Source organism: Streptomyces sp. OR43, assembly GCF_008042275.1.
Lineage (GTDB): Bacteria > Actinomycetota > Actinomycetes > Streptomycetales > Streptomycetaceae > Streptomyces.
Genome location: NZ_RDBK01000043.1, coordinates 3,501,909 through 3,515,304 on the forward strand (window position 1 = coordinate 3,501,909; position 13,396 = coordinate 3,515,304).

Sequence of the window (13,396 nt, forward strand, 5' to 3'; positions counted from 1 at the left end):
CGACCGGAGCGCACCCCCTCGCGGCCCTCACAGGCCGCTGGGAACCGTCTTCTTGACCGGTGCGGCGAAGGCGGCCAGCGGCGTCGCGTCGTGTGCGTACGCCGACGAGAACGTGACCTCGACGTACGCCTTGCGCAGGGTGGTCGTGAACCGGGGTCCGTCGTCCCGTTGCTCCAGCAGCCAGTTGACGCCGTCGGCCTCGGCGGCCTTCGCCTGGGAGTCGTCCATCTTCGCGGGGCGCGCGACACCGCAGCGCAGTACGATCGCCCCGTCCCCCCACCCGGCGGTCAGATCCGATCGGGGCGCGGGATCCGTGCGCTCCAGACCGGCTACGGAACGCGGCAGCTCCTTGTGCAGGGCGCGGCAGTAGGCTGCGGCTTCCGAGGAGGGCGTGGGCACCGCGACCGATGCCGACGGATCCGTGGAAGTGCAGCCCACCGCCGCCAGGAGCACCAGGGCGGCGGACGGACCGAGGAGCACGGGGTGGGGGAGCCGGCGGCAGGAAGATGTCACCGGCCCAGCGTAGACGGGGGCTACAGGTGAACGACCGGACAGGTCAGGGTTCGGGTGATGCCGTCCACCTGCTGGACCTTGGCGACCACCATGCGTCCGAGTTCATCGACCGTGTCGGCCTGGGCCCGCACGATCACGTCGTAGGGGCCGGTGACGTCCTCTGCCTGGATCACTCCCGGAATCTTGGCGATGGTCTCGGCGACTGTCGACGCCTTGCCCACCTCGGTCTGGATAAGGATGTACGCCTGTACCACGGAACCTCCAGGGCGGCCACGAGGATCATGTGGGGGAAAGGGACGCCACGTTATCGCGTTGCCATGGGCCGCGGGGAGACCTGCGGGCCGGATGACGCCCACAGCGTGGCGTACACAACACACAAGTTGACGTATGTCTTGACAGTACCGACAGCAGTGAAGGGCCGCGACCGCAAGCTCAGCGGTGCGGACGGGGGACGGGCGGGACGGGTGTGCCCGTGACCACCAGGGCGGTGCACGGTCCGGACGCCCGGCCGCAGAAGCAGGCCGGACGCGCGTCCGGCCCCATAGATGAGAGGTGAGACTCGGTGAAGGGAACCGTGGGCGAGTTGGGGGAGTTCGGGCTCATCAGGGAACTGACCTCCCGGCTCACCACCACTCCGGCGGTGCGGCTGGGCCCCGGCGACGACGCCGCGGTCATCGCGGCCCCCGACCGCAGGGTCGTGGCCAGCACGGACATCATGCTGGAGGGACGGCACTTCCGGCGTGACTGGTCGACCGCGTACGACGTCGGCCGCAAGGCCGCCGCGCAGAACCTCGCCGACATCGCCGCCATGGGCGCCGTGCCCACCGCACTGCTCCTCGGTCTCGTCGTCCCCGCCGAACTCCCGGTCACCTGGGCCGGGGAACTGATGGACGGCATCCGCGACGAGTGCCAGGTCGCGGGGGCGGCCGTCGTCGGCGGCGATGTCGTGCGCGGCGAGACCATCACCGTCTCGATCACCGCGCTCGGCGATCTGCGCAACCACGAACCCGTGACCCGGGCGGGCGCCCAGCCCGGCGACGTCGTCGCCGTCACGGGCTGGCTCGGCTGGTCCGCCGCCGGGTACGCCGTGCTCTCGCGCGGATTCCGCTCGCCCCGCGCCTTCGTGGAGGCCCACCGACGCCCCGAACCGCCGTACCACGCGGGTCCCGCGGCGGCCGGACTCGGCGCCACCGCGATGACGGACGTCAGCGACGGGCTCGTCGCCGACCTCGGCCATATCGCCGAGGCCAGCAAGGTCCGCATCGACCTGCGTTCCGGGCTGATCGACATCCCGTCCCAGATGTCCGACATCGGGCAGGCCGTCGGCGTGGACCCGCTCCAGTGGGTGCTCACCGGCGGCGAGGACCACGCGATCGTCGCGACGTTCCCCCCGGACGTGAAGCTGCCGGCCCGCTGGAAGGTGATCGGAGAGGTCCTCAACCCCTCCGCGCTGCCGCAGGTGACGGTCGACGGGGCGCCCTGGACGAGCAAGGGCGGCTGGGACCACTTCGGAGACATCGAGGACGCCCAGTAGATTGCGGCGTATGCCGATACCCTCCGCACTCCCCGCCGTACCGCCCCGTGTGCTCACCGTCGCCGGATCCGATTCCGGCGGCGGTGCGGGCATCCAGGCCGACCTGAAGACGATGCTGGCGTTCGGGACCCACGGCATGAGCGTGCTGACCGCCGTCACCGCGCAGAACTCGCTGGGTGTGCAAGGCGCCTGGGAACTGCCCGCCGAGGCCGTACGCGCCCAGTACCGCAGCGTCGTGGACGACATCGGTGTGAGCGCGGTCAAGACCGGCATGCTGGCGTCGGCGCTGCTCGTCGAGACCGTCGCCGCGCTCCTCGCCGGCACGGACGCCCCCGTGGTCGTCGACCCGGTCGGCGTCTCCAAGCACGGGGACCCGCTGCTGGCCGCCGAGGCGCTCGACTCGGTCCGTACGAAACTGCTGCCCGTCGCGACCGTGGCGACCCCGAACCTCGATGAGGTGGCGCAGCTCACCGGAATCGAGGTCACCGACGAGGCCGGAATGCGGCAGGCCGCGGCCGTCCTGCTCGGATACGGGTCCCGCTGGGTCGTCGTCAAGGGCGGCCATCTGCCGGGCGAACCCGTCGACCTGCTCACGGACGGCACCGAGGAGCACTGGCTGCGCGCCCCCCGTCACGACAACCGCCACACCCACGGCACGGGCTGCACGCTCGCCTCCGCCATCGCCTGCGGACTGGCCCTCGGCCAGGACGTGCCCACGGCGGTACGGGCCGCGAAGACCTATGTCACCGGCGCGATCATGGCGGGCTTCCCGCTGGGATCGGGAATCGGCCCGGTCGACCACGGATGGCGGCTGAGGGACGCCCGCTGACCCGCTCGTGCGGCGAGGAGGAAGCAGAAGCACAGCAAAAAGCCGGTCCACCGAGGTGGACCGGCTTTTTGGGCAACCGGTAGGGCTGCGCTACGACGGGAACGTCAGCGCGCGACCTTGCCGGCCTTGATGCACGAGGTGCAGACGTTGAGCCGCTTCGGCGTCCGCCCGACCACGGCACGCACGCGCTGGATGTTGGGATTCCAGCGACGGGACGTACGGCGGTGCGAGTGCGAAATGCTGTTGCCGAAGCTCGGCCCCTTGCCGCAAACGTCGCAGTTGGCAGCCACGGGTCACTCCAAAACTTCAGATGCACTTACAGTGAATTCCGGCACGCCGGATTCATTGAATGAAGTGGCGGTGCCGGGGGATGTTCCCGACTCTCGCCGGGCAACCGAAGCAGCATACAACGGCTGCGTCGGAGATACGAAACTACCATGGGTGCACAGCCGCCCGCCCCGCCCCGGGGCTGCCCCGGCCGTCGGCCGGAGCCGGTGCCGCGCACTAGTCTGCGGTGCAGCACGCCGTCCCGGTACGCGTTTCGAGGAGGACCATCAGGTGCCGCAGACCGCCGACGACCTGGACGCCGTCGCGGTGCGTACCTGGTGCTCACTGGCGCTGGACGCACTGGGCCGGGAACGCGAGGCCATCGACGCGATCAACGTGTATCCCGTCGCCGACGGCGACACCGGCACCAACCTCTACCTGACCGTGGAATCGGCGGCGGCGGCCGTCGAGGCCGTCTTCGCCGCCCACGAGACCGGTACCTCGGTGCCCTCCACCGCCGACGCGGTACGCGCCATGGCGCACGGGGCGCTGATCGGGGCGCGCGGGAACTCCGGCACGATCCTGGCGCAGCTGCTGCGGGGCATGGCCGAGGTCCTGGGCGAGGGAGCGGAGGCCGGCCGGCTGTGCCTCGCGCTGACCAGGGCCGCTGTTTCGGCCCGCGAAGCGGTCGCGCACCCCGTCGAGGGAACCGTCCTGACCGTGGCCGCCGAAGCCGCCGCCGCCGCGGAACGGGTGGCGGACGGCGCCGGAGCGCCCGCAGTGGTGCGGGCGGCGTACGAAGGGGCCCGCGCGGCCCTGGACGCGACCCCGGGACAGCTCGCCGTCCTCGGCCGGGCCGGGGTCGTCGACGCCGGCGGCCGGGGACTGGTCGCGGTGCTCGGCGCGCTGGTCGAGGCGGTCTCGGGCCGGGCCCCGGAACGGGCGTACGAGGCTCCCGCCGCTCCGGCTCCGGCCGCCCTGGCCGCCGGGGACTGCCCCGCGGCCGACGGCCCGCAGGACGGGCCGGCCTTCGAGGTCATCTACCTGCTGGAGGCCGGGGACCAGGCGGTGGAGCGGCTGCGCACCCGGCTCGACGGGCTGGGCGACTCCCTCGTGGTGGTCGGCGGCGACGGGCTGTGGAACGTCCATGTGCACGTTAACGACGCCGGAGCGGCGGTGGAGGCCGGTGTCGAGGCCGGGCGGCCTTACCGCATCCGTATCACCCACTTCGCCGCGGACCGGCTGCACCCCCGCCCCGAGCCCGCCCAGCGCGCCGTCGTCGTGGTCGTCCCGGGCGACGGCCTCGGCGGCCTGTGCGCGGAGGCCGGGGCGACGACGGTGCTCGCGCGGCCCGGGGAACCCCCGGCCAGCGGTGAACTCGTGGACGCCATCCGCCGCGCGCACGCCCGCGAGGTGGTGCTCCTGCCCAACGACGGGGACCTGCGCCACACCGCTGCCGCCGCCGCCGAGCAGGCCCGGGCCGAGGGCATCCGGGTCGCCCTCATCCCCACCCGGGCCGCGGTCCAGGGCATCGCGGCGCTGGCCGTCCACGAACCGGACCGCAGCTTCGACGAGGACGTCGTCGCGATGACCGCGGCGGCCGGCGCCACCCGCTACGCCGAACTGACCGTCGCCGAACGGCAGTCCTGGACCATGGCGGGCATCTGCCAGGCCGGCGACATCCTCGGCCTGATCGACGGCGATGTGGCCGTCATCGGCGAGGACGTCCCCGAGACGGCCCGGAAGGTGCTGGACCGGATGCTGGCGGCCGGCGGCGAACTGGTCACCCTGGTCCTCGGGGAGGACGTCCCCGACACCCTGGCCGACACGCTGGAGGAACACGTCCGCGAGGGCTACCTGGCGGTGGACACGGTGGTCTACCGCGGCGGCCACCAGTGCGCTCCGCTGCTGATCGGCGTGGAGTAGCCCCGCCCGGCGCACACTGCGTACGGCCGGCCGCCTGCGTGCCCGGCTTCCGCCGCGGGAAGTGTGCCCTCGATCGCCGGACGGTCTCCCATGCCGGCGCCCGGCCGAATCAAGCCCGTCCGGCGMTCGAGGACGAGACTCCGCGCCGGGCGACTCCGGCGCTGCGCCGCCCCCCGCTCGTCCCGCCGGCGCCGGGCGACCTGGCGCGCCACCCGCAGCGCCGGTGGGGGCGACAGCGCGGGGCGGGCGATCCCTGTCGATGATCGCGAACGAGCAGTGGGGGAGCCGATCCCTGGAGCTGCCGGCGCCATTGCCACCAGGAGTTTCGGGCGGGCCCGTGGTGCCCGGCGGACAACTGTCAGTGGCGTGGTGTGCAATGGATCGCGTGTCTGCGTTCGACGAACCCCTCAAGAAGCTGCTCGGTGGCGCCACCGCGAAGGTGATGGCCGAGCACCTCGACCTGCACACGGTCGGTGATCTCCTGCATCACTACCCGCGGAGGTACGAGGAGCGCGGCCGGCTCACGGCGCTGACCGACCTCCCGCTCGACGAGCACGTGACGGTCGTCGCGCAGGTCGACGACGCCCGCGTGATGACGTTCAACGGCGGCCGGGGCAGGCGCCTCGAAGTGACCCTCACCGACGGCCACGGCCGGCTCCAGCTGGTCTTCTTCGGTCACGGTGTCCACAAGCCGCACAAGGAACTGCTCCCGGGCCGGCGGGCCATGTTCGCCGGCAAGGTGTCCGTCTTCAACCGCAAGATGCAGCTGGCCCACCCCACGTACCAGCTGCTGGACGCCGAGTCCGCCGACGAGGCCGGGGCGACCGAGGCCGTCGACGCCTTCGCCGGGAAGCTGCTTCCGATCTACCCCGCCTGCAAACAGCTCGACTCCTGGCGCATCGCCAAGGCGGTCGACGCCGTACTGCCCAGCGCCCGGGAAGCGGTGGACCCGCTCCCGGCCACGCTGCGCGAGGGCCGCGGCTTCACCCCGCTGCCCGAGGCCCTCCTGAAGATCCACCGGCCGCAGACCAAGGCCGACGTCGCCGCGGCCAGGGACCGGCTGAAATGGGACGAGGCCTTCGTCCTCCAGGTCGCCCTGGCCCGCCGCAGATACGCGGACACCCAGCTGCCCGCCGTCGCCCGCAAGCCGGTCCCCGGCGGACTCCTCGACGCGTTCGACGCCAAGCTGCCGTTCACCCTGACCGACGGCCAGCTCAAGGTCTCCAAGGAGATCTTCGACGAGCTGGCCACCGAGCACCCGATGCACCGGCTGCTCCAGGGAGAGGTCGGTTCGGGGAAAACCATGGTGGCGCTGCGCGCCATGCTCGCCGTCGTCGACGCGGGCGGGCAGGCCGCCATGCTCGCGCCCACCGAGGTCCTGGCGCAGCAGCACCACCGGTCGATCACCGAGATGATGGGGGAGCTGGCCGAGGGCGGCATGCTGGGCGGCTCCGACCAGGGCACGAAGGTGGTGCTGCTCACCGGTTCGATGGGCATGGCCGCCCGCCGGCAGGCCCTCCTCGACCTGGTCACCGGCGAGGCCGGGATCGTCATCGGGACGCACGCCCTGATCGAGGACAAGGTGCAGTTCCACGACCTGGGACTGGTCGTCGTCGACGAGCAGCACCGCTTCGGGGTGGAACAGCGCGACGCCCTGCGCTCCAAGGGCAAGCAGCCGCCGCATCTGCTCGTCATGACCGCCACCCCCATTCCACGAACGGTCGCGATGACCGTCTTCGGCGACCTGGAGACCTCCGTCCTGGACCAGCTGCCGGCCGGCCGCTCGCCGATCGCCAGCCATGTCGTCCCCGCCAAGGACAAACCCCATTTCCTCAGCAGGGCCTGGGAGCGGGTCCGCGAAGAGGTGGAGAACGGCCACCAGGCCTACGTGGTCTGCCCCCGCATCGGGGACGACGAGGACGACGCCTCCAAGAAGAAGGGCAAGAAGAAGGCGGCCGAGGAGAAGGCGGAGACGGAGGGGGACAAGCGCCCTCCGCTCGCCGTCCTGGAGATCGCCGAGCAGCTGGCCAAGGGGCCGCTGACGGGTCTGCGCGTCGAGGTCCTGCACGGCAGGATGCACCCCGACGACAAGGACGACGTGATGCGGCGCTTCGCCGCGGGCCAGGTGGACGTCCTGGTGGCCACCACCGTCATCGAGGTCGGGGTCAACGTTCCCAACGCCACCGCGATGGTGATCATGGACGCCGACCGGTTCGGCGTCTCCCAGCTCCACCAGCTGCGCGGCCGGGTCGGCCGAGGATCCGCTCCCGGCCTCTGCCTGCTGGTCAGCGAGGCCCACGAGGCGAGCCCCGCCCGCGCCCGGCTCTCCGCCGTCGCCGCCACCCTCGACGGCTTCGAGCTCTCCCGGATCGACCTCGAACAGCGGCGCGAGGGCGATGTCCTCGGCCAGGCCCAGTCCGGGGTCCGCTCCTCGCTCCGGGTCCTGAGCGTCATCGACGACGAGGAGGTCATCGCCGCCGCCCGGCAGGAGGCCGTCCAGGTCGTGGCCGCCGACCCGGACCTGGAGCACCTGCCCGAACTGCGGATCGCGCTCGACGCCCTGCTCGACAAGGACCGCGAGGAGTACCTCGACAAGGGGTGACGTGCCGGGGGAGGGGCGGGCGCCCCGTCCGCCCCGACGCCATATCGTGGGTGGTACGGCGCCCGCAGCACCCTGCGCGCCGCCCCCGACCCGAGGAACAGACACCCATGACCCGCGTGATCGCAGGCGTGGCCGGCGGACGCCGCCTGGCCGTCCCGCCCGGCACGGGCACCCGCCCCACCTCGGACCGGGCGCGCGAGGGCCTGTTCTCCACCTGGCAGGCACTCCTCGGCACCCTCGACGGCATCCGGATCGCCGACCTCTACGCGGGCTCGGGAGCCGTCGGCCTCGAAGCGCTCTCCCGCGGCGCGGTCCACGCCCTGCTCGTCGAGGCCGATGCCAAGGCCGTCCGCACCGTCCGCGACAACGTTCGCGCCCTGGGCCTGCCCGGCGCCGAGGTCCGTGCCGGCAAAGCGGAACAGATCGTGACAGGACCGGCGCCAGCGGACCCGTACGACGTGGTCTTCCTCGACCCGCCCTACGCCGTCACCGACGACGATCTTGGCGAGATCCTGCTCACACTCCGTGCCCAGGGGTGGCTCACGGACGATGCGCTCGTCACGGTAGAACGCAGCACCAGAGGCGGAGAATTCAGCTGGCCCAAGGGATTCGAGCCATTGCGGGCCCGTCGCTACGGCGAGGGAACGCTTTGGTACGGTCGCGCCGCCGCTACGTGCGAAGACGCACGATGACCGGACCGGAGAGCGAGGGAATCAAGTTGCGCCGCGCCGTCTGCCCGGGGTCGTTCGACCCCATCACCAACGGACATCTCGACATCATCGGCCGCGCCTCGAAGCTGTACGACGTCGTACATGTCGCGGTGATGATCAACCAGTCCAAGAAGGGCCTGTTCACGGTCGACGAGCGGATCGAGCTGATCCGCCAGGTCACCGCGGACTTCGGCAACGTCCAGGTCGAGGCCTTCCACGGGCTGCTGGTCGACTTCTGCAAGCAGCGCGACATCCCGGCGATCGTGAAGGGCCTGCGGGCCGTCAGCGACTTCGACTACGAGCTCCAGATGGCCCAGATGAACAACGGGCTCTCGGGCGTCGAAACGCTCTTCGTGCCGACCAACCCGACCTACAGTTTCCTGTCGTCCTCCCTGGTCAAGGAGGTGGCGACCTGGGGCGGAGACGTCTCGCACCTGCTGCCTCCGCTGGTCCACGAGGCACTGACCGAACGCCTCGCTCAGCAGTGAGGCGCTGACAGCCCGTCACCAGGTGTCGGGCGGGGGCCGACTGGCCGTACAGTCGTCCCGTCCGTCTCCAATCGGCAGTAGAGAGTGGCGAGCACACGGTGGACGTGCAGAAGAAGCTCGACGAGATCGTCGAAGCGGTCGGGAACGCCCGGTCGATGCCCATGTCGGCGTCCTGCGTGGTCAACCGCGCCGAACTGCTCGCGATGCTCGAAGAGGTGCGCGAGGCCCTGCCCGGCTCGCTCGCACAGGCCGCGCAGGTCATCGGCGGGCACGAGCAGCTCGTCGAGCAGGCCCGCCAGGAGGCGGGGCGGATCATCGAGAGCGCCCACGCGGAGCGCGGCTCGCTCATCTCCGGCACGGAGATCGCCCGGCAGTCCCAGGCCGAGGCCGACCGGATCCTCGGCGAGGCCCGCAAGGACGCCGAGGAGGTCCGCGCCGAGGCCGACGAGTACGTCGACAGCAAGCTCGCCAACTTCGAGGTCGTCCTCACCAAGACGATCGGCTCCGTCGACCGGGGCCGCGAGAAGCTCCTCGGCCGCGGCCAGGGCTTCGACGAGCAGGGCTACGAGGACCCGGACTTCGCCGAGGCCCCGGAGCGCAGCGCCGACCCGGCCACGCTCCAGCGCCGGGCCGACGAGTACGTGGACACCAAACTGGGCGCCTTCGAGGCGGTGCTCGCCAAGACCCTGGAGGCCGTCGGCCGCGGGAGGCAGAAGCTGCACGGCCGGGTCGCCACCGACGACCTCGGTGCGCACATGGCCGCGCAGGACGCCGCGGGCAACCAGGGGCACACCAGCGACGAGGACCACTGGGCCGGTCTCGCCGAGATCGCCACCCCGGAGCCGCTTCCGGTCCCCCAGCAGCACGGTGAGCCGCAGTACCCGGCGCAGCCGGAGCCGCAGTACGCGCAGACGTACGCGTACCAGGAGCAGCATCAGGACGCGTACCAGGAGCAGCCGCAGGACGCGTACCAGGCCCAGGCCCAGCAGCCAGACCCGTACGCCGGCTACCAGCAGCAGCCCGACCCGTACGCGGGGTACCAGCAGCAGGGCTACGACCCCAGCCAGGTCCAGGTCCCCATGCCGGCGCAGGGCTACGACGCCTGGCAGCAGCCGGCACAGACCCCGCAGCAGCCCCTCCAGCAGCACGGCGAGGGCGCACTGGACGAGACCAGTCTGTTCGACACCAGCATGATCGACCTGGAGCAGCTCCGACGGTACGAACAGGAGCGCTGAGCGCTCCCGGGGCCGGGTCCCGGCCCCGGATCAGGGGCGGATTGGGAGCTGGGCGGTGTGTCCAGTATCCTGGCTCTTCGGTCGCGCGTATGTCCGCGATCCCGGCTGCCCGCTTCGACTCCGAACCGGTCGGCCCACCCCCACCCCGCGTGATGCGCATGATTCGAAAGCAGGAAAAGCCCTGAACGGCCACCTCGACCACCGAAACCCTCTCGTGTTCGATACGCACGAGCTGGGTCGGCGTCCCGGTGCCCTCAAGCGGCTGACCCGCTCGGCGGACGCCCCCAAGGATCTCGGTATCGACGGGGTCATCGGTGTGCCGGAAGGCGCGCCGGTGGAGCTGGACGTCCGTCTCGAATCGGTCATGGAAGGTGTGCTTGTCACAGGCACCGCCCGTGCATCCGCCGAGGGGGAGTGCGTAAGGTGTCTGGAGCCGCTGAGCCTTCAGGTGGAGGCGGACTTCCAGGAGATGTTCTCGTACCCTGACGCCGATGACCGGAACCGCAGCAAGACCGCGGACCCGGTCGACGACGCCGAGGACGACGAGGACAGGTTCTTCCTCGAGGACGGCTTGTTCGACCTCGAGTCAGTGCTGCGTGATGCGGTGGTGCTCGCACTGCCGATGCAGCCGGTGTGCACGGAGACCTGTGCCGGTCTGTGTTCCGAATGCGGAATCAGGCTGGACGAGAATCCTGGCCACCACCACGATGTCGTCGACGCTCGATGGGCGGCATTGCAAGGACTCGCCGAGACCGTTCAGGACGGCGAGAAGGACAACATGGGCGGCGCCGGTCCCGGCGTCGACGAGAAGCAGGAGAAGTAGCCGTGGCTGTTCCGAAGCGGAAGATGTCGCGCAGCAACACGCGCCACCGCCGGTCGCAGTGGAAGGCTGCGGTCCCCACCCTGGTTTCGTGCGAGCGTTGCCAGGAGCCGAAGCTGCAGCACATCGCGTGCCCCAGCTGCGGCACGTACAACAAGCGCCAGGTCCTCGAGGTCTGAGCGGCTGGTGAGAGGCCCGATGTCTGAGTTGTCCCACGCCAAGAAGCAGGCAGACAACGTCAACACAGCCTCGTCCCACACGCTTCTGGAAGGGCGGCTCGGGTACCACCTCGAGTCCGCCCTTCTGGTGCGTGCGCTGACCCATCGTTCGTACGCGTACGAGAACGGCGGTCTGCCCACCAACGAGCGGCTCGAATTCCTCGGGGATTCGGTGCTCGGCCTGGTGGTCACGGACACGCTGTACCGCACTCACCCCGACCTGCCTGAAGGCCAGCTGGCCAAATTGCGGGCCGCGGTGGTCAACTCGCGTGCGCTTGCGGAAGTGGGCCGCGGCCTCGAACTCGGCTCCTTCATCCGGCTCGGCCGCGGTGAAGAGGGCACGGGTGGCCGGGACAAGGCGTCCATCCTCGCCGACACCCTTGAAGCGGTGATCGGTGCGGTCTATCTCGATCAGGGCCTCGACGTGGCCTCGGAGCTGGTCCACCGGCTCTTCGACCCGTTGATCGACAGGTCCTCGAACCTCGGTGCCGGCCTGGACTGGAAGACCAGCCTCCAGGAGCTCACCGCGAGCGAGAGCCTCGGAGTCCCCGAGTACCTCGTCACGGAGACCGGCCCGGACCACGAGAAGACCTTTACTGCTGCCGCTCGCGTCGGTGGTGTCTCGTACGGCACCGGCACCGGCCGTAGCAAGAAGGAAGCGGAGCAGCAGGCGGCGGAATCCGCCTGGCGCGAGATCAGCGCCGCCGCGGAAGCACGGGAGGCGGCGGAGAAGTCCGCTGCCGACGGAGGGGCCGCCGACACCCCTGCCGACCCGGCGTCCACGGACGTTGCTCCTGCCTGACCCCGAGAACCCCTCGGTGCCCAGCGCACCGGGGGGTTCTCCCTGTCCACAGCCAGGTCCAGTCCAGCCACAGATCCAGGAGCGTCACCGTGCCCGAACTGCCCGAGGTCGAAGTCGTCCGGCGGGGTCTTGAGCGATGGGTCGCTGGGCGCACGGTCGGCGAGGTCGAGGTCCTGCACCCGCGTGCCGTCCGCCGGCACCTCGCGGGGGGTGCCGACTTCGCGGCCCGGCTCGGCGGCGTCCGACTCGGGACGGCGATGCGCCGCGGCAAGTATCTGTGGGTGCCGCTCGACGACGCGGCCACCTCGCTCCTCGGTCACCTGGGCATGAGCGGCCAGCTGCTCGTACAGCCCGGGGGCGCACCCGACGAGAAGCATCTGCGGGTCAGGATCCGCTTCGACGACACCGTCGGGACCGAGCTGCGCTTCGTCGACCAGCGCACCTTCGGCGGGCTCTCCCTCCACGAGAACACCGCCGAGGGACTGCCCGACACCATCGCGCACATCGCCCGCGATCCGCTGGACCCGGCCTTCGACGACGACGCGTTCCACACCGCGCTGCGTCTGCGCCGTACGACGGTCAAGCGCGCCCTGCTCGACCAGTCGCTGATCAGCGGCGTCGGCAACATCTACGCCGACGAGGCGCTCTGGCGCGCCAGGCTGCACTACGACCGGGCGACGGCGACCCTGACCCGCCCCAAGTCGGCCGAGCTGCTCGGACACGTCCGCGACGTGATGAACGCGGCGCTGGCGCAGGGCGGCACGAGCTTCGACAGCCTCTACGTGAACGTGAACGGCGAGTCCGGCTACTTCGACCGCTCGCTCGACGCCTACGGCCGCGAGGACGAGCCGTGCCACCGCTGCGGTACGCCGATGCGGCGCCGCGCCTGGATGAACCGGTCGAGCTACTTCTGCCCCCGCTGCCAGCGCCCGCCGCGCGTCTGAGGGCCGGCCCGCCAGGAATCGCGGAACAGCCCTCAGCGGATCTCGTGGGCCCGGTCGTATCTCTCCCGGGCCACCAGGACCTCGGACATCCTGCTTTCCACCAGCCCGATGAGGCCGAGCAGCCGTTCGGCCACCTGCCGCCCCAGGGCGGTGAGCTCGTAGTCGACCCGTGGCGGATTGGTCGGCTGAGCCTCGCGGTGCACCAGGCCGTCGCGCTCCAGCGCGTGCAGTGTCTGGGAGAGCATCTTCTCGCTCACCCCGTCGACGCGGCGCCGCAGCGCGTTGAAGCGGAGGCTGCCCTCGTACAGGGCGCCGAGCGTCAGGCCGCCCCAGCGGCCGGTGATGTGCTCCAGGGTGCCGCGCGAGACGCATTGCTTGGAGAACACGTCGAAAGGCAGTGCGGCGTCAGGGCCGCTCTCGCCGGTCTCTTCCATGAAAACCAGCGTACGCCCGCACAGCGCTCTCCACGGGGTTGCGCATTCCGTGGGTGAGCGGGTGGGGCGTACGG

15 protein-coding genes are annotated in these 13,396 nt (G+C 71.1%); 11 read left to right on the top strand and 4 right to left on the bottom strand.

What is annotated here, in order from left to right; genetic code table 11:
* Positions 1-27: 27 nt before the first annotated feature.
* Both EAO72_RS34935 and EAO72_RS34940 read right to left on the bottom strand, forming a co-directional pair.
* Positions 28-513 carry a DUF3515 domain-containing protein gene (locus tag EAO72_RS34935; protein WP_187285312.1) on the bottom strand — a complete coding sequence of 162 codons (486 nt, stop codon included), beginning with the start codon at positions 511-513 and terminating at the stop codon, positions 28-30.
* 20 nt (positions 514-533) lie between these two features.
* A complete protein-coding gene (locus EAO72_RS34940; protein WP_064070330.1) occupies positions 534-767 on the bottom strand; it encodes an Lrp/AsnC family transcriptional regulator in 234 nt (77 codons plus the stop codon).
* A 308-nt stretch (positions 768-1,075) separates the two neighbouring features.
* On the opposite strand from EAO72_RS34940, the gene EAO72_RS34945 reads away from it, so the two are divergent.
* Positions 1,076-2,047, top strand: coding sequence for a thiamine-phosphate kinase (locus tag EAO72_RS34945; RefSeq protein WP_148021048.1), 972 nt, complete (start codon positions 1,076-1,078; stop codon positions 2,045-2,047).
* Between the two features lie 10 nt (positions 2,048-2,057).
* Positions 2,058-2,876, top strand: coding sequence for a bifunctional hydroxymethylpyrimidine kinase/phosphomethylpyrimidine kinase (gene thiD / locus EAO72_RS34950; RefSeq protein WP_148021049.1), 819 nt, complete (start codon positions 2,058-2,060; stop codon positions 2,874-2,876).
* A 104-nt stretch (positions 2,877-2,980) separates the two neighbouring features.
* Here thiD and rpmB read toward each other — a convergent pair whose 3' ends face one another.
* Entirely contained in the window at positions 2,981-3,166 is a 186-nt protein-coding gene (rpmB, locus tag EAO72_RS34955) for a 50S ribosomal protein L28 (RefSeq protein ID WP_003965989.1), read from the bottom strand.
* Positions 3,167-3,434: 268 nt separating this feature from the next.
* Here rpmB and EAO72_RS34960 point away from each other — a divergent pair, with 268 nt between their 5' ends.
* The 9 genes from EAO72_RS34960 (at position 3,435) to mutM (ending at position 12,888) form a co-directional block, all read left to right on the top strand.
* Positions 3,435-5,069, top strand: coding sequence for a DAK2 domain-containing protein (locus tag EAO72_RS34960; protein ID WP_148021050.1), 1,635 nt, complete (start codon positions 3,435-3,437; stop codon positions 5,067-5,069).
* Between the two features lie 376 nt (positions 5,070-5,445).
* Positions 5,446-7,671, top strand: a complete 2,226-nt coding sequence (gene recG / locus EAO72_RS34965) for an ATP-dependent DNA helicase RecG (protein ID WP_187285313.1) — start codon at positions 5,446-5,448, stop codon at positions 7,669-7,671.
* Between the two features lie 107 nt (positions 7,672-7,778).
* Positions 7,779-8,363 (top strand): 16S rRNA (guanine(966)-N(2))-methyltransferase RsmD, encoded by a 585-nt coding sequence (gene rsmD / locus EAO72_RS34970; protein WP_148021052.1) that lies wholly within the window; start codon positions 7,779-7,781, stop codon positions 8,361-8,363.
* Between the two features lie 26 nt (positions 8,364-8,389).
* A complete protein-coding gene (coaD, locus tag EAO72_RS34975) occupies positions 8,390-8,869 on the top strand; it encodes a pantetheine-phosphate adenylyltransferase (protein WP_187285416.1) in 480 nt (159 codons plus the stop codon).
* A 98-nt stretch (positions 8,870-8,967) separates the two neighbouring features.
* Positions 8,968-10,104 (top strand): ATP synthase subunit B family protein, encoded by a 1,137-nt coding sequence (locus tag EAO72_RS34980; protein ID WP_148021054.1) that lies wholly within the window; start codon positions 8,968-8,970, stop codon positions 10,102-10,104.
* 214 nt (positions 10,105-10,318) lie between these two features.
* Complete coding sequence (locus EAO72_RS34985) at positions 10,319-10,927, top strand: YceD family protein (RefSeq protein ID WP_148022209.1); 609 nt, start codon at positions 10,319-10,321, stop codon at positions 10,925-10,927.
* A gap of 2 nt (positions 10,928-10,929) precedes the next feature.
* A complete protein-coding gene (rpmF, locus tag EAO72_RS34990) occupies positions 10,930-11,103 on the top strand; it encodes a 50S ribosomal protein L32 (protein WP_003965982.1) in 174 nt (57 codons plus the stop codon).
* Between the two features lie 19 nt (positions 11,104-11,122).
* Positions 11,123-11,944, top strand: coding sequence for a ribonuclease III (rnc, locus tag EAO72_RS34995; protein ID WP_148021055.1), 822 nt, complete (start codon positions 11,123-11,125; stop codon positions 11,942-11,944).
* A gap of 89 nt (positions 11,945-12,033) precedes the next feature.
* Positions 12,034-12,888, top strand: coding sequence for a bifunctional DNA-formamidopyrimidine glycosylase/DNA-(apurinic or apyrimidinic site) lyase (gene mutM / locus EAO72_RS35000; protein ID WP_148021056.1), 855 nt, complete (start codon positions 12,034-12,036; stop codon positions 12,886-12,888).
* A gap of 32 nt (positions 12,889-12,920) precedes the next feature.
* Here mutM and EAO72_RS35005 read toward each other — a convergent pair whose 3' ends face one another.
* A complete protein-coding gene (locus EAO72_RS35005) occupies positions 12,921-13,322 on the bottom strand; it encodes a winged helix-turn-helix transcriptional regulator (protein ID WP_148021057.1) in 402 nt (133 codons plus the stop codon).
* Between the last annotated feature and the right edge of the window lie 74 nt (positions 13,323-13,396).